Genomic DNA, 20,579 nt, shown 5'->3' on the forward strand with positions numbered 1-20,579 from the left:
TAACGTCGGAACATGGGATACGAATTTCAAGTCACAGTAGATTCGGCACATCCGCACGAACAGGCGAAGTGGTGGGCCGCAGCACTCGGGTGGGCAGCGGAGCCCAGCGACGAAGACTTCATCAGGGGCCTCGTCGCTGCTGGTCACGCCAAGGAATCTGACACCACGACCTTCGAGGGCGTTCTCGTCTGGCGCGAAGGTGCAGCCATCAGCGATCCGGAGCATCCCGAACGTCCCCGCGTTCTGTTCCAACTGGTTCCGGAATCGAAGACGGTGAAGAACCGGCTCCATTTCGACATACGAGTGGGCGACAAGCGCGAGGATGTCGCAGCGCACCTCGAGACGGTGGGGGCGACGATCCTGCACCGGGGAGCGCAGGGGCCGAGCGTGTGGATCACGATGACCGATCCCGAAGGAAACGAGTTCTGCGTCAGCTAGCGGTACGAACTCGGAGTGTCGCCGGTCCATCGTTTGAAGGCCCGACGGAACGCGCTGGGCTCGGAGAACCCCAATCGCGCCGAGAGTACTTCGACGGATTCTCCGCGCCGCAAACCAGCGATGGCTACGTCGCGGAGCACTTCCTCGCGTAGTTGATTCAGTGATGTTCCGTCACGCCGCAGCAGTCGACGCAGATGGGGAACGCTGATCGAGAGCATCTCGGCGATCTCCTCGGCCGTGGAGGTTCGCCCCTTCACCCCGAGTTCCAGGACCCGTCGCACCTGCGCCGACGCAGTGCTGTCGTAGTCGCGTTCGGACATGAGCTGAATCGGAGATTCTCGGAGGTACTCCTCCAACGTCTCCTCGGTTTGGATGATCGGTGCGCGCATGGCCGAGTTGTCGAACTCCAGTGCCGCTCGCTGCGCGCCGAAGGTGACCGGCGCTCCGAAGATGTAGTCGTAGTCCTGCGCCAACCGCGCATCCGGTGCCGAGTACGGAAATTCGACTGCCCGAAGTCGGACGCGCTTTCCGATCAACCACGCGGAAAATCGGTGCAGCAAGATCAGGACAAAATCGGTTGTGACACGTTCTGCGACATCAGGTTCGGCGACGCCTTCGCGAGCTCGGACTGCGAAGCTCACCCGCGTGCTTTCCTCGCCCTTTTCGATCGCCAGTGGGGCCAGAGCCGGTAGCGCACGGATCACGTCGGACATTCGAGCGAACGCTGATCCGAGGTCAGGGCAATGGATCAACGTCAGGCAGATCAATCGGAAAGTGCCACGGGGGACCGGGGCGGATCCGAGGCCGAACAATTCGTCGTCGGTGATCTGCCACGTGGTTTGGATGAAGGTGGTGACCTGAGTTGGGGTCAGCCGTGCGCGAGCGTCCGACAATGTCTCCAGGTCGATCCCAGCAGCTCGCAGTGCACCAGACAAATCGACGTCGTTGTCCGGCGAGAACGCGAGGTAGCGGTGGACGAATGCGGTCGGGATGGTCCGCGCTGTCATGGGTGCGCTGCTCCTTGGAGCAGGTGGAGACGGCGTGCAGCTTCGGAAAGAATGTGGTCCTGCTTGCAGAAGGCGAAGCGCACCAGGTGCTTCCAATCGTCGCGGTTGTCCGCGAACACGTCGACAGGTACGGCCGCGACGCCGATACGCTCGGGTAGGGCGCGACAGAAATCTCCCGCGTCGGTTTCACCCAACGGTCTGATGTCGGCAAGGAGGAAGTACGTGCCGCCGCCGGAATGCACCGTGAGACCGGCCTCGGTCAGAGCTTTTCCGAGTACGTCCCGTTTGCCCTGCAAGCTCTGTCGAAGTTCGACGACCCACGGCTGTTCGTTGGTCAGCGCGTAGGCAACGGCCGGTTGGAATGGTGCACCGGCAACAAATGACATGAACTGCTTGGCGGCACGGACTCCGTCGATGAGTTCTCGGGGGCCGATCGCCCAGCCGGTCTTCCAGCCGGTGACATTGAAAGTCTTTGCGGCACTGGACACAGTGACGGTGCGCTCACGCATGCCCGGGAGCGACGCCATCGGTGTGTGGGTGAGGCCGTCGAAGACCAAGTGCTCGTAGACCTCGTCACTCAACACGATCAGGTCGCGTTCGCACGCGAGTTCGGCGATCGCTCGAAGTTCGTGGTCAGTGAATACGGTGCCGGTGGGGTTGTGAGGACTGTTGACGATCAGCATCTTCGTCTTGGCGGTGATCGCGCCGCGCAATGCATCGAGATCGACCGCGAATCCGTCTCCCGCGGCGACCAGCGGAACAGTCCGACGCACAGCGCCTGCCAATGCGACGGATGCAGCGTAGGAGTCGTAGTACGGCTCGATCAGCACTACTTCTTCGCCGGGTTCGACCAGTCCGAGAATTGCAGCACTGATCGCCTCGGTGGCGCCGACGGTGACCAGAACTTCGGAGTCGGGATCACTGTCGAGTCCGTAGCGGATGCGCCGATCCTCCGCGATGGCTTGGCGCAAGACGGGCATGCCCGGACCGGGCGGGTATTGATTGACGCCTTCGGCGATGGCTCGACGCGCTACTTCGAGCATGGCCGCAGGACCGTCGGTATCCGGAAAGCCCTGACCGAGGTTGACCGCGTCGTGAAGTGTGGCCAACGCTGTCATCTCGGCGAAGATCGTGGATGCGAACGGCTGCAGACGCGAGACGGTGCGGTTGCGGGGCGTCGAAGGCATCTTTGCAGCTTAGTCGGCTGACACCGCATCCTCACATCCGCTCGAACGCGGTGCTTGTCACGTTTGAATCGCCGCCATCGTCCAACTCTGTAGAGAGCATCGAATCCGGTGCCCCAGAACATACGGAGGCTTGCCATGACTCGCATTCCCGCAGTGACACCGTCAGAAGCCAGTCCGTTGATCAAAGTGGCATACAAATTCGCCGCCAGGCAGTACGACGAAGTCCCCGAGCCCTTTGCCGTCCTGGCCAACCATCGGAAATTGTTCGTCGCGGCTGCCCGTCACGAGATGGCCGTGCAGAAGGCGTCGAAGGTGCTGCCGTCGAACATTCGTGAACTGGCCGTCTATCGCGTCGCCTGGACTGTCGGCTGCTCGTGGTGTGTCGACTTCGGGACGATGCTCTCGCGCCTGGACGGTTTGGACATCGACAAGCTGAAAGGGATCGCGAATTACCGGGATTCACCGAAGTACAGCGAGGACGAGCGGGCCGCGATCGCCTACGCCGATGCCATGACCGGTGACCCGCACGGGGAGAACGGGGTGACGGACGAGCAGGTCGCGGATCTCGAGCGCAGGTTCGGGCGAGCGGGCGTCGTGGAACTGACGTATCAGATCGGGCTCGAAAACATGCGCGCCCGGATGTATTCGGCGTTGGGGATCACCGAGCAAGGGTTCAGCACCGACTCCTGCCGCGTGCCCTGGGCCGAAGAATGATGCGCTGACTCGTCTACGGCAACTATCGACAATGCTCCGCAGATACGTGATCATGATTGACTAGTTCACGCATCTGCGGAGTATTTCGGCTTGTTAGGTCCGCACTTGCGACCTACGATCACCTGGTGCCCAACATTCGAATCCGCGAAGCTGCCGGTCTGCTCGGTGTCAGTGACGACACCGTTCGACGGTGGGTCGACGGTGGGCTTCTCACCGCGACGACGGACGACTCCGGCCGCAAGGTCATCGACGGTGCCGAGTTGGCGGGCTTCGCCCGGTCCAACGCCGGACCCGCACCGGCCGATCCGCTCACGGGTGCGAGTTCGGCCCGCAACCGGTTCGCCGGCCTCGTCACCAAGGTCGTCACCGACAAGGTGATGGCCCAGGTCGAAATGCAGTGTGGGCCCTTCACTGTCGTCTCGTTGATGAGTACCGACGCGGTTCGGGAGCTCGGACTCGAGGTCGGGAGTATCGGAGTCGCAATCGTGAAGGCCACCACGGTCATCGTGGAAACGCCGTAGTTCTGAACATACTGGAGGAAATTCGTGAAGCGTGTAGTCGGACTTGTTGCAGCAGGTGCCTTTTCGCTTGCCCTGGTGACAGGTTGTAGTTCCTCCGACAATTCGTCGTCGGAGACGTCGTCGGCCGCTCCGACCACGACCACTTCCAGTGACAGTGCCACGGGAAGCATCACCGTCTTCGCGGCGGCGTCACTCAAGAACAGCTTCACCGAACTCGGCAAGGAGTTCGAGTCCGAGAACCCCGGTTCATCGGTCACATTCAGCTTTGCCGGGTCCTCGGATCTCGTCGCCCAGATCACCCAGGGCGCACCGGCTGACGTGTTCGCCTCGGCTGACGCCGCCAACATGACCAAGGCCACCGATGCCGGTGTCGTCGCGGGGTCGCCCTCGGATTTCGCGAGCAATACCTTGACGATCGTTGTACCGCCTGGCAATCCGAAGGGCATCGCGTCCTTCGCAGATCTGGCAAAGGAGGGGACACAACTGGTGATCTGCGCTCCGCAGGTCCCGTGCGGCGCGGCTACGAAGAAGGTCGAGACGGCCACAGGTGAGACCCTCTCGCCCGTCAGTGAGGAATCGTCGGTGACGGACGTTCTCAACAAGGTGACGTCCGGGCAGGCCGATGCCGGCATCGTTTACGTCACCGACGCGAAGTCCGCGGGTGACAAGGTGCAGACGGTCGCGTTCCCGGAAGCCACCACGGTGGTCAACCTGTACCAGATTGCGGTGCTGAAGGATTCGAAGAATTCGGGAACGGCAACCAAATTCGTCGATCTCGTGAAGGGGCCCAAGGGCCTGGCAGTTCTGAGTGACGCGGGATTCGCTGCCCCGTGACACACCTAAGACCGGCAGTCCGGGCTCCGCTCGGGTTGCCGGTATGGATTTACCTTCCGGCGCTGATCGGCGGAGCGTTTGTCATCGCGCCCTTGGCGGCGATGCTGGCCACCGTGCAGTGGTCGCAGTTCTGGGAACTCGTGACTTCCGAATCGTCGGTTGCCGCGTTGAAACTGAGTTTGAAGACAGCGGCAATGAGCACGCTGCTGTGCATCCTGTTCGGGGTACCGATGGCCGCGGTATTGGCGCGCAGTCATTTTCGGGGACTGTCCGTTCTTCGATCGTTGATTCTGCTCCCGCTGGTTCTGCCGCCCGTGGTGGGCGGTATCGCGTTGCTGTACACGTTCGGGCGCAAAGGGTTGATCGGTGAGCAGTTGGAAGTGCTCGGCATCCAGATAGCATTCTCGACAACTGCGGTGGTCCTGGCGCAGACGTTTGTTGCGCTACCGTTCCTCGTCGTCAGCCTCGAAGGTGCACTACGCACTGCGGGTACAAGATACGAGGCCGTTGCCTCGACGCTCGGAGCCCGCCCGACCACCGTGCTTCGCCGGGTGACTCTGCCGCTGGTGCTTCCCGGTCTGGTGTCAGGGGCAGTTCTGGCTTTCGCTCGCGCACTGGGGGAATTCGGTGCGACGCTGACCTTCGCGGGGAGTCTGCAAGGGGTGACGCGTACCCTGCCGCTGGAAATCTATCTCCAGCGCGAGACCGATCCGGATGCAGCGGTAGCGCTTTCGCTGGTGTTGGTCGTAGTCGCGGTGGTCATCGTGGTTGCGGTGCGTGGACGCGGATCGGCGGGTTCGTTGTGAGTGGCCTCCACGTCGACATCGAGATTCCGGAGCGCGACGTCGTTGCGACGTTCGACGTCGCGGCGGGCGAGGTGACCGCCATCCTCGGGCCGAACGGCGCCGGCAAGTCGACGGTACTGGCGGCGGTAGCCGGACTGCATCATCCGCGGCGCGGATTGATCGAACTCAATTCCCGCGTTCTCACCGATACTCTTAGGGGAGTCGCGTTGGCACCCCATCGGCGCGGCACTGCCCTACTCGCGCAAGAGGCACTTCTCTTTCCCCATCTCAGTGCGGCTGCGAACGTGGCGTTCGCGCCGCGCAGTGCAGGGCGGTCGCGTCGCGATTCCGCCGAGTCCGCGCGCCATTGGCTGGACGCAGTCGACGCCGGCGATTTGGCTGACCGCAAACCTTCACAACTCTCCGGTGGCCAAGCGCAACGGGTTGCAGTGGCGAGGGCATTGGCTGCTGAACCCGAACTGCTTCTACTCGACGAACCGATGTCCGCGCTCGATGTCGCCTCCGCCCCCGCGCTGCGGTCGTTACTGCGCCGAGTGCTCAGGACCGGCGATCGCACTGCCGTACTCGTCACGCACGACGCTCTGGACGCACTGGCGCTGGCCGACACGGTTGTCGTCATGGACGGTGGCCGGGTCGTCGAACGTGGTGACGTACGAACAGTTCTGACCCGCCCGCGTAGTGCATTCGCAGCACGCATCGCCGGAATCAACTTGCGCAGCGGCACGATGGCCGGAGACGGAGTGCTCAGAAGTCCGGTCGGGGTGGATATCGCGGGCCAGACGGAGACCGACCTACCGGCCGGCAGCGCCGCCGTGGCGGTCTTCGAGCCGCGAGCAGTGTCGGTCTTCCTGGATCCGCCGCACGGCAGCCCACGAAATGCGTTTGCGGTCACGATCGCGGAGATCGAAAACCGAGGCGATGTCGTCCGAGTGCGAGCGGAGGACGAAGCCGGCCAGCCGGGCTTGTCTGCCGACATCACGGCGAGCGCAGCGGCCGAACTCGATCTGGTTCCGGGATCGGCCGCTACGTTTGTGGTCAAGGCCACCGAGACGCTGATCTATGCGCAGGGCGCAGGCTCGTAGACGTCCTCTACGACCGAATCCGCATAGAGGGCTGCAATTTCGGATGCGTACTTCTCGGCTATCGGCTTGCGCCTGAGCTTCATCGTCGGTGTCAGCTCGTCGCCGCCTGGCTCCCAGAACGTGGTGAGTACGTGAAACCGCTTGATCTGCTCGGCCCTCGACAGACGCGAGTTTCCCTCGGAGACAGCAGTTGCAACGACGTCGACGATCCGAGCGTCCTTGGCGAGTACCGCGGCCTCGGCCGCAAGTCCCAGTGAGCGTGCCGCTCCGACCGCGGCGTCGGCGCTGAGTGTGATCAACGCTGTGTTGAACTTTCGGCCGTCTCCGATCGTCACGACCTCACCGATCAACGACGACGACGTCTTCACTGCCGTCTCGATGGCGGCCGGTGACATGTTCTTTCCCGACGCGTTGATGATCAACTCCTTCTTACGATCGATCACCGTGAGGTAGCCGTCCGCGTCGGCGGTGACGACATCTCCGGTCGAGAGCCACCCGTCTGCACTGATCGCTTCGGCCGTTTTTGCCGGTTCGCCGCGGTACCCCTTCATGACCAACGGGCCTCGAACCAGTAGCTCGCCGTCCGCCTCGATGCGCATTTCCATGCCTGGGAGCAACTTTCCGACCGTTCCGAGCTTGGTCGGCTCGGCCGGCGCGGTGCTCGCGATGCATGTCAGCTCGGACATTCCCCAGATCTCCGAGATCGGAACTCCCAGGGCCGCAAAGAATGCCAACGTGTCCGGCGGAATCGGTGCGGCGCCAGAGATGGCCCACTTCAGTTCGGCAAAACCGAGTTTCGCACGCAGAGCGGACAGAACCATCGTATCGGCTCGGGCGTAGTCCGCTTCCAGTTCGGCGGGGACTGTTTCACCGGCTCGTAAGTGTGCGAGACGAGTGCGACCGACGTCGAGTGCCCACTGCAACGCCGCTCGCCGCGCGTCGTCCGGTTCGTTGGCGACAGCCGATTCGACTGCAACCTTCAGCTTTTCCCACACACGGGGGACGCTGCCCCAGATCGTGGGGCGACAGTCCGGAAGCGCGGCCGCTACCTGGCTCGGATCCGGTACGACAGTGATCTGGGTGCCGAACACCATTTGCATGTACAGGCAGGTGAGCCGATCGGCGATGTGCGCCGACGGCATGTACGAGGTGATGCGGTCGCCGAATTCGACGGGGAGTACAGCGCTTACGGCGTTGGTTTCGAACAACAGGCATGCATGAGTCGTCTCGACGCCCTTGGGGTTGCCGGTCGTGCCGGAGGTGTAGATCAACGTGGCGACGTCGTTCGGTTTCACCGCACGCCAGGTGCCCTCGAAATCGAAATCCGATGCGGCAGAATTCTTCATCTGCTCCAGGGTCACGGTGCCGGGCTGGTGGACATGCGATTGCGCGTCGACGACGACGATCGTCTCGAGTGTGGCGCCCGAGCGGCGGACCGTATCCACGTACCGGTCTTCGCAGACGAGAACCCGTGCACCGGAATTGGCGAGGATGTAACGGATGGCTTCGGGTGCCGACGTGTTGTAGATGGAGAAGGACGTCGCGCCGAGATGTTGGGCACCGACGTCGATCGGATAGAACTCGATGCGGTTACTCATCATCAGGGCAACCGTATCGCCGTGTCCCACGCCGATTCCGGCCAATCCCGCGGCAACCTCGCGGACCTGTTCGGCGTACTCGCGCCACGTCAGTGTTCGCGCATCGCCGATGTCTCGCAGGGCCACCGCGTCGGGCGCTACCGCCGACACTCGCTGGAAGGCTGCACACAACGTGGTCATGATGTTCTCCTGGATGCCTTTGTCAGGGCTGATGCATTCGTCGGGGCCGCAGCGGTGGTTCTGTCTTCGAGTTCGCGGATCAGGTCGTGTGCCTGTTTGTCCCTGGCCAGATAGCCGTCGGCCAGGACATTGATGAATCCGCGTCCCCACGCCCAGGGTTCCCAGGCAGCGGGGGCAAGGGTCCGCGCGGCGCGGCGCGCGATCGCGTCTGCGATCACCGTGGCGGCACGGTCTGGGGAGATTCGATGACGGAGGGGACCGGGTAGTCGAGCGTCGAGTTTGCGCCCGATCTCGTCGTCGTCGAGTGTGGCGCGTGCAAGTTGTGTATCCACCATCCCGAAGTACGCGATGCCGGCAGTGGCGCCGTAACCGGCAACCTCGAGACGCAGCGCCCGGCCGAGCGCTTCGACCCCAGCCTTGCTGATCATGTACGAAGCGCCGCCCAAACCGGGGGCGAACGACGCCGCCGATGACACGACGACGATGTGCCCACTGTTGCGGATCACCTCGTCGATGGTCGGATGCACTGTGTTGAAGACGCCGGTGAGATTGACGTCGAGCACGCGATCGAATGCGTCGGGATCGATCTGGCGCAATGTTGCCGGGGGAGGGGTGATTCCGGCGTTGGCCACCACGACGTCGATTCTGCCCAGCTGCTCGATGATCGTTTGCACGGCTGCGGTCATGCCGTCCCGATCTCGGACATCGGCCGTCACCGTCACGACTCGCTGTGACTCGAATGAGCGCTCGGCCGTTGCCAATGAACTTTCGTTGACGTCGACCAGCGCCACGGTGGCCCCACGCCGGTGGAGAGTGCGCGCCAGCGCGGAACCGATACCGTCGCCTCCGCCGGTGATCAGCACGACCTTTCCGGCAACGTCGTAGTCGATTCGGCGTCCGGGCAGTGGAATGCCCAGATCGCGGACTGTTCCCGCAATTGCGGACATGCGTCCCGTCATTTCTTCAGTGCCTTCCGTGTAGCGCGCGGATGAGAACCTTGACCAGCCAGTCGATTCGGGCGGTCCGTCGAAACGTCGTCAGTGGTAGGGGCGAACGGAATCGTTGCCTGGTCATCGACCGGGCATAGGTGAACTCCTTCAGACCATCTGGGCCGTGAACGCGTCCGAAACCAGATGCTCCGACCCCACCCAGTGGCAGGTTGGGAACCGCGGCATACATCACGTAAGAGTTCACCGACGCTCCTCCGGATCGGAGCCGATCGGCAACAGCCACTCCATCCTTGCCGAACACGCTTGCTCCCAATGCATATGGCGACGCATTGACCAACTCCACCGCCTCGTCCATCGAGGCGACCTTGGTGATCGTCATCGTCGGGCCGAAAGTTTCCTCCGTGACGGCGAGGCTGTCTTCGGGGACGTCGACCATGATGGTCGGTTGCACATACTGGCCGGAGATCGAGCCGAGCCCTCCGAGAACGACACGTCCACCTCGAGACACCGCGTCGACGATGTGGCGCCGGATTACAGCCACTTGCGAGGGCATGGTGATCGGACCGATCTTGTCTTCGGCCCCCGGGCCCGCACGAACTCGGGCAGCCAAAGTGATTGTCTTGTCGATAAACTCGTCGTATACCTGTTCGTGCACGTATACACGCTCGACGCCCAGACAGGTTTGACCGGAGTTGGACAATGCGCCCCACACCGCAGCATCCGCGGCGGCACCAACATTTCCGTCGGCATCAAGGATGAGCGCGTCCTTACCGCCACATTCCATCAACACCGGTGTGAGGGTCCCGGCGCACGCTGCCATGACTTTCTTGCCCGTCGCGGTCGATCCGGTGAACCCGATCTTGTCGACACCGGCCAGGCACAGTGCCGCGCCGACCGAACCGTCGCCTGTGACAACTTGCAGCACAGGATGTTCAGGGACGACCTCGGCAAACGCTCGGACCAACCATTGCCCGACTGCCGGCGCGAACTCACTCGGCTTGTAGACCACGGCGTTGCCTGCAGCCAGCGAGAACGAGAGCGAACCGAGTGGGGTGAAGACCGGATAGTTCCACGGACCGATCACACCGATCACCCCGAGAGGTCGATACTCCACCGAGGCGGCCTGATTGACCGTCAACAAACTGGAGCGGACGCTGCGCCTGCCCAATACCTTTCGGGCATTCTTCGACGCCCACGCGAGATGTTCGAGTGCCATGGCGATTTCGAGCATCGCGTCAGGGTGCGGCTTGCCCATGTCCCGGTGCACGACGTCGGCGAGTTCGGATGCTCGACGAGCGATGATTCCACGCCACCGATCCAGTCGACGAGCGCGTTGCTCGAATGTCAGTTCTGCCCACCACTCGGAAGCAGTTCGGGCGTCGCGCACTGCCTGTGTCACCGTGTCGTCGGACGCCTGTGTGGTCGTGTCGATCTCGGTCGCCGTCATTGTGGAGTTCCTTGAAGTGTGTGGTGGACGGCGCCGTCGGCCCAGCTGCGAGTGACGCGTTCGAGGATCGGTCGGGACAGAGCCAGAATCGGGGCGAACCACAACTGCGCTTGTACGGCGAATGTCCAGGTGAGGCGGCTGCCTGTCGAAGTCGGTTCCAGCACCAGATCTTCGGCGAAGCGTTTGAACCCCGGCAGTGACGCTGACTCCACGTAGAACGTCATTCGGTGCCCCTCGTCCCAGAGGAAGAATCTCTCGTTCAGTGCAGCAAAAGCGCCGGCGCGCACGGTTCGCGTAGTCCCGATGCCGAATGGTCTGGCCGAGGTCCAGTCGGCGCCGGTGATCCCGCGCGCCCACGACGTGAGCGCTCCGTCCGAGGTCAACGTCTGCCACAAGCTTTCGCACGTCGCTTCGGATTCGATCCGGTGAGTGATCACCAGCGGCGCGGATCGAACGAAGTCTGCGTCGGCGGCCGCAAGAGAGAATTCTCCCCTCACAGGTCCACCACCAAAGATGCACCGGTGGAACGTGATCGACAGGTCAACATCGAATCTGTACGTTCGGATTCGGTGAGCAAGGTGTCTCGATGATCGACGCTCCCTGAGAGCACCCGAACCTTGCACGTACCGCAGAAGCCCTGTTGGCAGGAATAAGCGACTCCGGGAAGTGCACGTCGTATCGCAGCCAAAGCACTTTCGGACTCGCCCACATCGACGGTGAGACCGGTGCGCGCCAGATGCACCGTGAACTCCTTGCCGTCGACTACCGGGAGTGGGGAGAACCTCTCGCTGTGCACCGATCCGGTCGGATTGCCGGCGAAGGTCGCCGCGCGCACCATGTTCATCAGCGGCGCCGGTCCGCACGTGTACACCGCGGCACCGGGATCCGCAGCAGTGACCAGTGTTTCGATATCCGTCGGGCCCAACTCGTCGTCCGGTCGGATGGTTACCCGGCCGCTGGAGTATTCCTCGATCTCGTCGAGAAATGGCATGGCCGTCCGAGATCGTCCGAGATAATCCAAACGCCACGGGATTCCGCGGCGGTGACAACGTTGCACCATGGGAAGGAGCGGAGTGATCCCGATTCCGCCCGCAACGAAGAGGTACGACGGAGCCGCGACAAACGGAAATGCATTGCGTGGCCCTCGGACGTCCACAACCATGCCGGGTTTCAGCGACTCGTGTATCTCGCGCGAGCCGCCCCCACCCTCGTCGATCCTCCGGACGGCGATCCGATACGAGGACAAGTCGTCGGGGTCGCCGCACAGCGAATACTGTCGTTGCCTTCCCGAGGGGAGAAAGATGTCGAGGTGGGCGCCGGGAATCCACGACGGAAGGGTGATTCCTTCCCTCGGGGTCAAGGTGACACTCAGGACTTCGTCGCACTCTGACCGGACGGACTTCACGTCCAGAGTCATGTCGAGCCCGCTGTAGCGGACCGGGCTGGGGCGCGAAAGTATTTGCGCTGCTGGACTTGCTGCAAAGATTCGGCGGTATGCGCCGGTGGCTTGCGCGGCAAACCTCAACGACCGGGTCGGTGTGAAGTCGGGTGCGTCGTGGGAACTGTCGGCAGTCGTCTTGTTCATCCTGCGCTCGCTTCGGAAGAACGATTGGCAGCAGGCGAGCGAGCGAGGTAACGCATGGCGACGTCCATGTCCCCGATCTGGGAAGGATGGAAGCTCGGCCGCAGATACGGAGGAATCTCGGTGATCAGGAATTTCATGTTGGGTACCAGGCCACGACGGGTGGCGCTTATCAGTTGGAGAGGCCACAGTCGGCCCTTCGTCGTGGACGGGTCCTGTCGGAACAGGTAGTTCATCGAGGCGATGAACAGCACGAACAACGTGAAGCTGGCCAGCAGCGCCGTGCGAACGCGTCTGGCGTAGCTGCCGTCCACGTACATGTAGGCGTCGAAGGCTACGTTGCGGTGTTCGACTTCCTCGGCGCCGTGCCACTTCACCATGTCGAGCATCATCGGGTGCATGCCGGCATCTTCGAGGGCGGGATCGGTGAGCAGCCATTCCCCGACCACTGCCGTGTAGTGCTCCATGGCGGCAAACAAGCCGAGACGTTCACAGAGCCAGGCGTGCTTGGCTTTTCCGGTCAATCCTTTGTCGCCCAATATCTTCTCCACGAGCCAGTCCATCCGACGTGACATCGGTTTCATGTCCATGCCGAGGTCCGCAAGATGCTCGCGTGCACCTTTGTGCGACGACGCGTGTGTTGCTTCCTGGCCGACGAATCCCACCACCTCTTCGTGCAGGCGAGTGTCTTCGATGAGCGGGAGTGCTTCGGCGAGCGTTGCGGACATGGCCCGCTCTCCTTCGGGTAACACGAGATGCATGAAGTTGATGACGTGGGTGACCATCGGTTCGTTCGGCACGTAATGCAGTGGTACGCCGTCCCAGTCGAATTCGACGTCACGGGCGGCGATCGCATGTGCTTCGTCGGTGTAGCGGCGAGCGCCGGACGGTGCGACGACGGGTGTGCCTCGGAAGGCGTTGATGCCGAGCATTATCGGCTCCTCACGTTTTCTCGAGCAGTGGTGAGTGCTGCGGACGAGACGGGTTGTACCTGCGCGTAGTGAGCGAGGTCGGCTCGTTTGGTCCTGGCCCGGAATGATCGGTTGAATCCGGGATAGAAGGTGTAGTTGCGACCGCCGTCGACGAGGTAGTAACTACTGCACCCGCCGGCGTTCCACACGCTGGTGGCGAGTCGGCGGTCTGTCGCGCGTACGAACTCGCGTTGCACGTCTGCGCGGACGTCGATGCTGCCGATGCCGCGCTCGTCCATTTGAAGAATGCAGCTCACGATGTACTCGACCTGGGCTTCGATCGTGACGACTTGCGAGGTGTAGACCACGGAATTGGGTCCGAGGATCATGAAGAAGTTCGGAAAACCGCTGATAGTGGTGCCGAGGAAGGCCTCGGCACTGCCGTTCCACGTCTGCGCGAGGCTGCGGCCGTCCTGGCCTCGGATGATGTCGAAAGACGGGTTGTCTCCCATCCGAAAGCCGGTTCCCATGACTATGGAGTCGACTTCCCGGAAGGTTCCGTCCGCGGTGAGAACTCCGTGCTCCTGCACCTCGACGATTCCGTCCGTCACCACCTCCACATTGGGTGACGCCAGCGCGGGATAGTAGGTGTTCGAGAACGTCGGACGCTTGCATCCGAATGCGTAGTGGGGGAGCAGCTTTGCGCGAAGCTCCGGGTCCCGCACCTGCCGGCGAAGGTGTGCTCGGCCGAGTGCGGCCAGCCCTTTGAGAAGTGACGGCTTGTACACGAATCCGGGTACCAGGGCTTCTTGAAGCAGGTCGAGTCCCTTGCGTGCCAGTCGTTGGGTGAGCGGCACCCGCTCGAAGAGAGCGCTTGGCCAGCCGGTCATCGGCTGATCCGGATGCGGCAGGATCCACGTCGGTGTCCGCTGGAACACGGTCAACGTGTCCGCGAGCGGTTGCAGTCTGGGGATGATCTGCACCGCAGAGGCGCCGGTGCCGACCACGGCTATCCGCTCACCGCGAAGGTCGTGGTCGTGGTTCCAGTCCGCGGTGTGGAACATCTGACCACGAAACGATTCGAGCCCGGGAAGGTCGGGTGTGGCGGGGGCACTGAACGGGCCGGTGGCCGCGACCAGGAACTGTGCCTCCCAGACGGTTTCCGCAGTGTGTACCCGCCAGATCTGGGCTTGCTCGTCCCACGAAGCTTCTGTCACGTCCTGGTTGCAGTGGAAATGACCGGCCAGTCCGAAGCGACGGACGCAATCCCGGAGATAGTCGTAGATCTCGGGCTGTAGCGGATACAGCCGCGTCCAGTTCGGATTGGGCGCAAACGAGAACGAGTACAGAATCGACGGGATGTCGCACTGTGCACCGGGGTAGGTATTGACCTGCCAGGTCCCCCCGGGCTCCGCGGCACGTTCCAGAACGACGAAGTCGTCGATCCCGGACTGCTTCAAGCGGACAGCCGTTCCGATGCCGCCGAAACCGGCTCCGATGACGACGACTCGTGTTCGGCGAGTTCGAGTTTCCTCGTCACCGGCCGATGGCCCCGAGGTTGGGTCGATGTCGACCATGTGTGACGCCTCCTGATTGGTGCGTGAACAACTGAACGAAGAGTAAGTCTGACATCAAGTGATGTCAACAGCGATTGATGTCAGAATTGAATTGATTGACATCGTGCGATGTCAGTTCGCTTGCCGAGGTCGCCGCGATAACCTGAGGTCGAGAGCACTGCCGGTCAGTGAGAACATGGGGACATGACGGATACCGAGGCTCGGCGCACCGGCCCGCGCAGGTGGCGTGGGCAGGAACCAGAAGATCGCCGCGCCGCGCGCCGGGCACAGCTGATCGAAGCCGGGCTGCAGATCATGGGCACCGAGGGTGCGGCCGCCGCGACCATGCGTGCGACCTGCCGCGAGGCTGCGCTGACCGAACGGTACTTCTACGAGAGCTTCGCCAATCGTGACGAACTGCTGGTCGCCGTGCTCGACGAGGTCGTTCTCGGGGCACGCGACACTATTCTGGACGCTCTCGAGGCGGCGCCTTCCGAACCGTCGGCCCTGATCCGTCACGTGGTGAAGGCCTTCACCACCTACGTATTCAAGGATCCGCGCCGTGGACGCATCATGTTCGTCGAATCCCAGGCGGAACCTGCGCTGTGGGATCGAGGGCGAGAATTGATGGCGGAGTTCACCAATCCGATCTCCGCGTCGCTCGAGCTGATGTACGGCGGCGAGGCAACCGACTCCGCGAACTCCGAACTCAATTCGGTGGGGCTGTTCGGTGCCCTCGCGTTCATCTATCAGGCGCACACCCCGTCCTCCAAGATCTCTCGAAAGCGTTTGGTGGAACACATTTCGCTCATGGTCGAAGCGCAGGCGACGGTCAACAGCACGCCCGCGAGAAAAGAATGACGTCCGCGTCGGCCACAGGCGGAAAGCGTCTCGGTCCTGAAGACCGGCGTGAGCAGATCATTGTCAGCGCGGCAAAGGTTTTCGAGGAGAAGTCTTTTGCCGACGTCTCGATGACCGAGTTGGCCAAGGCGGCCGGGGTCGGTCGTCCGCTGCTCAATCATTACTTCGGCTCCAAGCGGGAGTTGTACCTCGACGTCGTGCGGCGATTCGTCTTCATTCCCGAAGTGGCGGTGGACCGCATTCCGCGATCGGCGAGCCAGGAGAAGCGGATCGGCGCCGTGATCGATCGGTGGCTCGACGTCGCCTGGCGTCATCGCGACATGTGGATCTCGACTGTCATGTCCGACGACCTCCGCCGTGACCCCGAGATGGACCGGATCCTGCAGGACGCTGACGACGTTGCTGCGCGACGGATGATGGATGCGCTCGAGATTCGACCGAGTGAAGGCAGCGAGGCTGCTGTTCATTCGATGATCGTGGCGTACGGAGGATTGGCGAAGGCCGCCAGTAAGCAGTGGTTGGTGACGGGAGCGCTCGACCGCGAACAGGTGCACCTTCTGTTGGTACGCAGTTTGCTCGCCATCGTGCGTGACGTTCTGCCGGCGTGCGAGGCGGATTCCTGATTGCTCAGAGTGATCTCGCCACGAGGTCCTTCATGACTTCGTTCGATCCGGCGTAGATTCGCTGAATACGAGCGTCGGCGTACATCTGAGCGATGGGATATTCGAGTATGTAGCCGTACCCGCCGTGTAGTTGCACGCAGCGGTCGATCACGGCGCACTGCTGGTCGGTGAGCCAGTACTTGGCCATCGCGGCGGTAGTCGCATCGAGCTGCCCGGCAAGGTATTTGACGATGCAGTCGTCAATGAACGTTCGTGAGATACGAGCGATGGACGCACACTCGGCAAGTTCGAAGCGGGTGTTCTGCAGATCGAAGAGCGTTTGCCCGAACATGTTTCGGGATTTGGTGTACTCGACGGTGAGGGCGACGGCACGCTCCATTGCCGCAGTGGCTGCAACCCCACAGATCAATCGTTCGGGCAGTAGCTGCTGCATCAGCTGGGCAAACCCCGTGCCTTCGCGGTCCCCGAGCAGGTTTGTTGCAGGCACCCGCAAACGGTCGGAGAACAGCTCGGTGGTGTCCTGGCCCTTCTGTCCGACCTTCTCGAGTATTCGCCCGCGCTCGAAACCCGGTGTGTTGTCATCGACCTCGGCCACGATGAGCGACACTCCACGCGCTCCGAGGCTGGGATCGGTCTTGGCGGCAATGATCACCAGATCACAATTGCGACCGTTCGAGATGAATGTCTTTGCGCCGCTGATCAGATAGTCGTCACCGTCGCGGACGGCGCGGGTGGTGATGTTCTGCAAGTCGGATCCGGTGCCGGGCTCGGTCATGGCGATTGCGCCCACCCACTCGCCACTCACCAGCTTCGGTAGCCAGCGCAGTTTGTGCTCGTGATCGGCGTAGGCATTGAGGTAGTGCGGCACGATTCCCGAGTGCACGCCGAGTTGGAGTGAATGATCACCCGCCATGACCTGCTCGTGGAACAGCACGGCGTCGTGCGCAAACGTTCCTCCTCCGCCGCCGTACTCGGTGGGGATCGACATGCCGGCGAGCCCGAGCGTCCCGAGTTCCCGATATGCGGATTTGTCGGGAAAACCCTGGGACGCGAAGCGTTTCTGATGCGGTGTGACGTGTTTGGCGAAGAAGTTCCTTGCCAGGTCGGCCACGGCCTCCAATTCGTCGTCCATCCACGGGGACCGGCGTTCGGTGGTTCGGGTTGCGGTAGATCCTTGCGTCATCGTGATTCTCCCGATCGATGAAGTGCGACCCGCGAGCGGATCCGACTCCACCTATCATCCACACTGTTGACAGAGTGTCAATAACGGGGTGGTCGAATCGACCTCCGGACCCGCCTCGAATTCCGCGTCGGCCGCCCGCAAGAATGGGAGGACACAGACACGAACAGGCCGGCGCGAAGGATGGGCAGTGGACCCCGAAGAAACATCAGCGGGTCACGAGTCCAACCTCCCGGCTCCGCGGCCGGCGCGCAGCGTCCTGTTCGGATTGCCGCCGGTGGGAAACAGGTACCCCGGAGCGGTTCGCGTCGCCCTCGCCCTGGCGATTCCGGCGGCCATCGCCACACTGCTCGGATTCGGGTCTGCTTCGCTCCTGGTCGGCCTCGGCGCATTTGCATCGATCTACGGTGAGGGTCGTCCGTACCGGAGCAGGTGGAAGGCAGTCGGTATCGCCGCGACGTCGCTGACGATCCTGTCCTTCATCGGGGCATCAGTGGGTGAGCCCGTCCACCGAGCCATCGCCGAGGGAGCGCCGACGGTGCTGCTCGTCTTTGTCGTGCTGATCATGGCCGTCGTGGTGTCGACCTGCGCCTTCACCGTCGACGCGCTTCGATTGGGTCCACCGGGCGCGTTCTTTCTGTTGCTCACCACCGAGATCAGCTCCGTGATCGCCACTCCCGGCCAGCCGCCGGTCGAGGTTGCGATGTGGACGGCAATCGGTGGGATCAGCGCGGTGGTCGTCTCGATGACGGGAATCCTGTGGGCACCGAGAGCTGTCGAACGCAGCGCTGTACAGGCAGCCGTATCGGCCGTTGCGGAGTACACGGACGCTCAGGCGGCGTACGCCCCACCCGAACTCACGCGAGACAAACGCCACGCTGCAGCACTTCGGCTGCACGACGCGTGGCAGTGCCTTTACCGCGGCGCAATCGTCGGGAAAGACCACCCGTTGACCCGTGAACTCGAACGAGCGCAGATCTCGATGGCCAGAGCGATCTCCGACGACCACGATCCGGAGCTCATGGCGGACCCCGCGTTCGACGTCGACGAGGTCGGGGCTCACCCGCCTCTGCCCGATCCGACGATCCGATATCGGTTCCTCCGCGCCTGCAATCCGTCCAGCCGAGCGTCGGTCACGGCACTTCGGCTGTCCATTGCCTGCATGGCCGCGGGAACCCTCACCGTCCTGCTCGGCATCGATCGCCCGGACTGGGCGGTGATCGCCGCGGCGATGGTCCTTCATCAAGGACCGGATCGAATACTGGGCACCTATCGCGGAATTCACCGCATCGGCGGAACCGTCCTCGGGTTGATTCTGTTGGGTGCCATCTATGCCTGGAGTCCGACCGGTCTGTGGTTGGTGGCGGTACTTGCAGTCCTGATGGCCGGGATCGAGCTGTTCCTGGTGCGGAATTACGGGATAGCCGTCATCTTCATCACCGCCCTCGCGATTCTCCTCGGCGCGGCCGGTGGTGCGCACGGGACCGTCCAACATCTGATCCTCAGCCGCATGCTCGAGACTGCAATCGGCGTCCTCGTGGCGTTGGTGGTCCTGTGGACGGTGGGGCGCGGTGCGCATCGACGCACTCTGATCTGGGTCGACGAACGGGCGAGTAGCGTCCTGTTCAAGCTGCTGACCGAAATTCGCGCGAGGCACTATGCACCACAGGCGAATTGGTCGGAGCTTTCGGAGCTTCGACGGGACCTGGACTTCGAACTGCGAGGTAGCGCGATGGCCGGGATCGACGCCGCCCACAACGAACCAGAGTGGGCGTCGCAGCAGTGGAGGACGCACACCGAATTGCATCATCTGGGATCGGATGTACTGCACCGACTGTGGTTCGGAACGCAGGTGTCCAGATCACACCTCGAGGAATGGGAGTCTCGTTACTTGCGTTCGGGTTCGGTGTGATCGAGCATCGGCACAGCGCTGAACTTGGCTGGATTCGCAATATCGTAGGCTGCGCACACAACTCCGTCGCGGACAGTGAAGCCGGCGACGCGAGCGGCGAACTGCGGGTACTGGTCATCCCCTGGTGAGCCGGCGAATACACCGCCGAGCCGTCCGTTGACGAGAACCGGTGACATCGAGAACACCGCTGCCGGTCCGTACTTGCGGGCCAATCCCAGGTAGAACCGCGCCACACGATCGCTGCCGCGCACAATGTTGACAGCCGTGCGGGTCGTTCCGCCTGCGTCACCGATCAGGACGGCATCGGGATCGAGTGCATCGATCACGGCGTTCAGATCTCCACTCGCGATAGCCGTCACCAATCGCTCGACGGCGGCAGCATGCTCCTCGCTACTGACCGGGACCGACGCCGACGCTGCGGCTTTACGGGCCCGCGAGGCCAACTGACGGGCAGTGGCTACTTCGATGTCGAGGATGCGCGCAACCTCGGCGAAGGGCACGTCGAAGCCGTCATGCAGGACGAAGGCAACGCGCTGAGCGGGAGTAAGGGTGTCCAGGACGACGAGGGCTGCAAAACGATTCTGTTCCTGCGTCACGACGTACTCCAGCGGATCGGGTGTCGCTGAGGGTGTGCCCGCGGTGGCGTCGACGGGCGTGACGATCGGCTCCGGAAGCCACTGTCCGACATAGCTTTCTCTTCTGACTGCGGCCGATTTGAGATGATCGAGGCAGATCCGACCGACAACAGTGGTGAGCCATCCGCGCAGCTCCCGGATCTCGAGGTCGCTTCCTTGTCTCGATTGTGCGACTTGCAAGCGTATCCATGCCTCCTGCACCGCATCCTGAGCGTCGCTGAAACTTCCGGTGAGACGGTAGGCCACCGACGTCAGGTGGCCACGGTGTTGCTCGAAGTCCTGCGCAGTCGTCGGCGAAAGCATGCCCTCATGATACGGACCTCACACATTAAATCCGGCATGAATGTAACCGTTGACCCAGGTAGTGGGTGCCGACGTATGGTTTCGGCACTACTAACGGCTCGATTCTGTCTTCACATTCATTGGAGTCTCACGTGTTTCGGTCTTTCCCGCTCATGTCGCTCAACTGTTGTCGTTGAACTGACATTCCCCACACCTGCCTGTGCCGAGCGCCGCACACGGCGCTCCGGACAGGTGTAGCCGAGAACTGAACCA

At 62.6% G+C, this 20,579-nt stretch carries 20 protein-coding genes; 9 read left to right on the forward strand and 11 right to left on the reverse strand.

From position 1 onward, the window contains the following. Nucleotides 1-12: 12 nt before the first annotated feature. Nucleotides 13-438, forward strand: coding sequence for a VOC family protein (locus tag B0E55_RS03255; protein WP_003940409.1), 426 nt, complete (start codon nt 13-15; stop codon nt 436-438). On the opposite strand, the gene B0E55_RS03260 is transcribed toward B0E55_RS03255, so the two are convergent. Together B0E55_RS03260 and B0E55_RS03265 are read right to left on the reverse strand one after the other, a co-directional pair. Continuing rightward, nucleotides 435-1,445 (reverse strand): AraC family transcriptional regulator, encoded by a 1,011-nt coding sequence (locus tag B0E55_RS03260; RefSeq protein ID WP_019744973.1) that lies wholly within the window; start codon nt 1,443-1,445, stop codon nt 435-437. The two genes, B0E55_RS03255 and B0E55_RS03260, sit on opposite strands and share 4 nt — an antisense overlap. Continuing rightward, nucleotides 1,442-2,632 carry a pyridoxal phosphate-dependent aminotransferase gene (locus B0E55_RS03265; RefSeq protein ID WP_080909092.1) on the reverse strand — a complete coding sequence of 397 codons (1,191 nt, stop codon included), beginning with the start codon at nt 2,630-2,632 and terminating at the stop codon, nt 1,442-1,444. Before B0E55_RS03265 ends, B0E55_RS03260 begins: the two co-directional genes overlap by 4 nt. Before the next feature lie 135 nt (nt 2,633-2,767). Here B0E55_RS03265 and B0E55_RS03270 point away from each other — a divergent pair, with 135 nt between their 5' ends. From B0E55_RS03270 to B0E55_RS03290, 5 genes are all read left to right on the forward strand, one after another. Beyond that, nucleotides 2,768-3,346, forward strand: coding sequence for a carboxymuconolactone decarboxylase family protein (locus B0E55_RS03270; protein ID WP_020908828.1), 579 nt, complete (start codon nt 2,768-2,770; stop codon nt 3,344-3,346). A 125-nt stretch (nt 3,347-3,471) separates the two neighbouring features. Further along, nucleotides 3,472-3,867 (forward strand): TOBE domain-containing protein, encoded by a 396-nt coding sequence (locus B0E55_RS03275; protein WP_003940157.1) that lies wholly within the window; start codon nt 3,472-3,474, stop codon nt 3,865-3,867. A 24-nt stretch (nt 3,868-3,891) separates the two neighbouring features. After that, nucleotides 3,892-4,701: a molybdate ABC transporter substrate-binding protein gene (gene modA, locus B0E55_RS03280; RefSeq protein WP_058037805.1), complete on the forward strand. Its 810-nt coding sequence runs from the start codon at nt 3,892-3,894 to the stop codon at nt 4,699-4,701. After that, a complete protein-coding gene (locus B0E55_RS03285; protein ID WP_020970514.1) occupies nt 4,698-5,507 on the forward strand; it encodes an ABC transporter permease in 810 nt (269 codons plus the stop codon). Before modA ends, B0E55_RS03285 begins: the two co-directional genes overlap by 4 nt. Further along, on the forward strand, nt 5,504-6,589 hold the full coding sequence (locus B0E55_RS03290) for a sulfate/molybdate ABC transporter ATP-binding protein (protein WP_070385589.1): 1,086 nt from the start codon (nt 5,504-5,506) through the stop codon (nt 6,587-6,589). Before B0E55_RS03285 ends, B0E55_RS03290 begins: the two co-directional genes overlap by 4 nt. Here the strand turns inward: B0E55_RS03290 and fadD11 are convergent. The 7 genes from fadD11 to B0E55_RS03325 are packed head-to-tail and all read right to left on the reverse strand — an operon-like array spanning nt 6,565 to nt 14,834. Continuing rightward, complete coding sequence (gene fadD11, locus B0E55_RS03295) at nt 6,565-8,367, reverse strand: fatty acid--CoA ligase FadD11 (protein WP_080909093.1); 1,803 nt, start codon at nt 8,365-8,367, stop codon at nt 6,565-6,567. The two genes, B0E55_RS03290 and fadD11, sit on opposite strands and share 25 nt — an antisense overlap. Then, on the reverse strand, nt 8,364-9,326 hold the full coding sequence (locus B0E55_RS03300) for an SDR family oxidoreductase (RefSeq protein WP_046379079.1): 963 nt from the start codon (nt 9,324-9,326) through the stop codon (nt 8,364-8,366). The genes fadD11 and B0E55_RS03300 overlap by 4 nt, the downstream gene beginning before the upstream one ends. A 4-nt stretch (nt 9,327-9,330) precedes the next feature. Continuing rightward, a complete protein-coding gene (locus B0E55_RS03305; protein WP_080909094.1) occupies nt 9,331-10,764 on the reverse strand; it encodes an aldehyde dehydrogenase family protein in 1,434 nt (477 codons plus the stop codon). Then, nucleotides 10,761-11,261 (reverse strand): SRPBCC family protein, encoded by a 501-nt coding sequence (locus B0E55_RS03310; RefSeq protein ID WP_080909095.1) that lies wholly within the window; start codon nt 11,259-11,261, stop codon nt 10,761-10,763. The genes B0E55_RS03305 and B0E55_RS03310 overlap by 4 nt, the downstream gene beginning before the upstream one ends. Continuing rightward, nucleotides 11,258-12,349: a PDR/VanB family oxidoreductase gene (locus B0E55_RS03315; RefSeq protein ID WP_080909096.1), complete on the reverse strand. Its 1,092-nt coding sequence runs from the start codon at nt 12,347-12,349 to the stop codon at nt 11,258-11,260. The genes B0E55_RS03310 and B0E55_RS03315 overlap by 4 nt, the downstream gene beginning before the upstream one ends. After that, a complete protein-coding gene (locus tag B0E55_RS03320; RefSeq protein ID WP_080909097.1) occupies nt 12,346-13,278 on the reverse strand; it encodes a metal-dependent hydrolase in 933 nt (310 codons plus the stop codon). Before B0E55_RS03320 ends, B0E55_RS03315 begins: the two co-directional genes overlap by 4 nt. Continuing rightward, a complete protein-coding gene (locus B0E55_RS03325; RefSeq protein ID WP_080909098.1) occupies nt 13,278-14,834 on the reverse strand; it encodes a flavin-containing monooxygenase in 1,557 nt (518 codons plus the stop codon). The genes B0E55_RS03320 and B0E55_RS03325 overlap by 1 nt, the downstream gene beginning before the upstream one ends. Before the next feature lie 183 nt (nt 14,835-15,017). Here B0E55_RS03325 and B0E55_RS03330 point away from each other — a divergent pair, with 183 nt between their 5' ends. Together B0E55_RS03330 and B0E55_RS03335 are read left to right on the forward strand one after the other, a co-directional pair. Beyond that, nucleotides 15,018-15,674: a TetR/AcrR family transcriptional regulator gene (locus B0E55_RS03330; protein WP_020908817.1), complete on the forward strand. Its 657-nt coding sequence runs from the start codon at nt 15,018-15,020 to the stop codon at nt 15,672-15,674. Continuing rightward, nucleotides 15,671-16,297, forward strand: a complete 627-nt coding sequence (locus B0E55_RS03335) for a TetR/AcrR family transcriptional regulator (protein WP_020970505.1) — start codon at nt 15,671-15,673, stop codon at nt 16,295-16,297. The genes B0E55_RS03330 and B0E55_RS03335 overlap by 4 nt, the downstream gene beginning before the upstream one ends. Before the next feature lie 4 nt (nt 16,298-16,301). Here the strand turns inward: B0E55_RS03335 and B0E55_RS03340 are convergent, their stop codons facing one another. After that, on the reverse strand, nt 16,302-17,480 hold the full coding sequence (locus B0E55_RS03340) for an acyl-CoA dehydrogenase family protein (RefSeq protein WP_080909253.1): 1,179 nt from the start codon (nt 17,478-17,480) through the stop codon (nt 16,302-16,304). 187 nt (nt 17,481-17,667) lie between these two features. On the opposite strand from B0E55_RS03340, the gene B0E55_RS03345 reads away from it, so the two are divergent. Further along, nucleotides 17,668-19,389, forward strand: a complete 1,722-nt coding sequence (locus B0E55_RS03345) for an FUSC family protein (protein ID WP_080909254.1) — start codon at nt 17,668-17,670, stop codon at nt 19,387-19,389. On the opposite strand, the gene B0E55_RS03350 is transcribed toward B0E55_RS03345, so the two are convergent. After that, on the reverse strand, nt 19,365-20,327 hold the full coding sequence (locus B0E55_RS03350) for a sigma-70 family RNA polymerase sigma factor (protein WP_080909099.1): 963 nt from the start codon (nt 20,325-20,327) through the stop codon (nt 19,365-19,367). The genes B0E55_RS03345 and B0E55_RS03350 overlap by 25 nt on opposite strands. Nucleotides 20,328-20,579 lie beyond the last annotated feature (252 nt).

The sequence above is a fragment of the Rhodococcus sp. 66b genome (genome assembly GCF_002076325.1).
GTDB lineage: Bacteria > Actinomycetota > Actinomycetes > Mycobacteriales > Mycobacteriaceae > Rhodococcus_F > Rhodococcus_F erythropolis.

Bases quoted from the DNA above. Each gene is read 5' to 3' on its own strand.
- B0E55_RS03255 (WP_003940409.1), top strand. From the start codon at position 13: ATGGGATACGAATTTCAAGTCACAGTAGATTCGGCACATCCGCACGAA.
- B0E55_RS03260 (WP_019744973.1), bottom strand. From the start codon at position 1,445: ATGACAGCGCGGACCATCCCGACCGCATTCGTCCACCGCTACCTCGCG.
- B0E55_RS03265 (WP_080909092.1), bottom strand. From the start codon at position 2,632: ATGCCTTCGACGCCCCGCAACCGCACCGTCTCGCGTCTGCAGCCGTTC.
- B0E55_RS03270 (WP_020908828.1), top strand. From the start codon at position 2,768: ATGACTCGCATTCCCGCAGTGACACCGTCAGAAGCCAGTCCGTTGATC.
- fadD11 (WP_080909093.1), bottom strand. From the start codon at position 8,367: ATGACCACGTTGTGTGCAGCCTTCCAGCGAGTGTCGGCGGTAGCGCCC.
- B0E55_RS03300 (WP_046379079.1), bottom strand. From the start codon at position 9,326: ATGACGGGACGCATGTCCGCAATTGCGGGAACAGTCCGCGATCTGGGC.
- B0E55_RS03305 (WP_080909094.1), bottom strand. From the start codon at position 10,764: ATGACGGCGACCGAGATCGACACGACCACACAGGCGTCCGACGACACG.
- B0E55_RS03315 (WP_080909096.1), bottom strand. From the start codon at position 12,349: ATGAACAAGACGACTGCCGACAGTTCCCACGACGCACCCGACTTCACA.
- B0E55_RS03320 (WP_080909097.1), bottom strand. From the start codon at position 13,278: ATGCTCGGCATCAACGCCTTCCGAGGCACACCCGTCGTCGCACCGTCC.
- B0E55_RS03325 (WP_080909098.1), bottom strand. From the start codon at position 14,834: ATGGTCGACATCGACCCAACCTCGGGGCCATCGGCCGGTGACGAGGAA.
- B0E55_RS03330 (WP_020908817.1), top strand. From the start codon at position 15,018: ATGACGGATACCGAGGCTCGGCGCACCGGCCCGCGCAGGTGGCGTGGG.
- B0E55_RS03335 (WP_020970505.1), top strand. From the start codon at position 15,671: ATGACGTCCGCGTCGGCCACAGGCGGAAAGCGTCTCGGTCCTGAAGAC.
- B0E55_RS03340 (WP_080909253.1), bottom strand. From the start codon at position 17,480: ATGACGCAAGGATCTACCGCAACCCGAACCACCGAACGCCGGTCCCCG.
- B0E55_RS03350 (WP_080909099.1), bottom strand. From the start codon at position 20,327: ATGCTTTCGCCGACGACTGCGCAGGACTTCGAGCAACACCGTGGCCAC.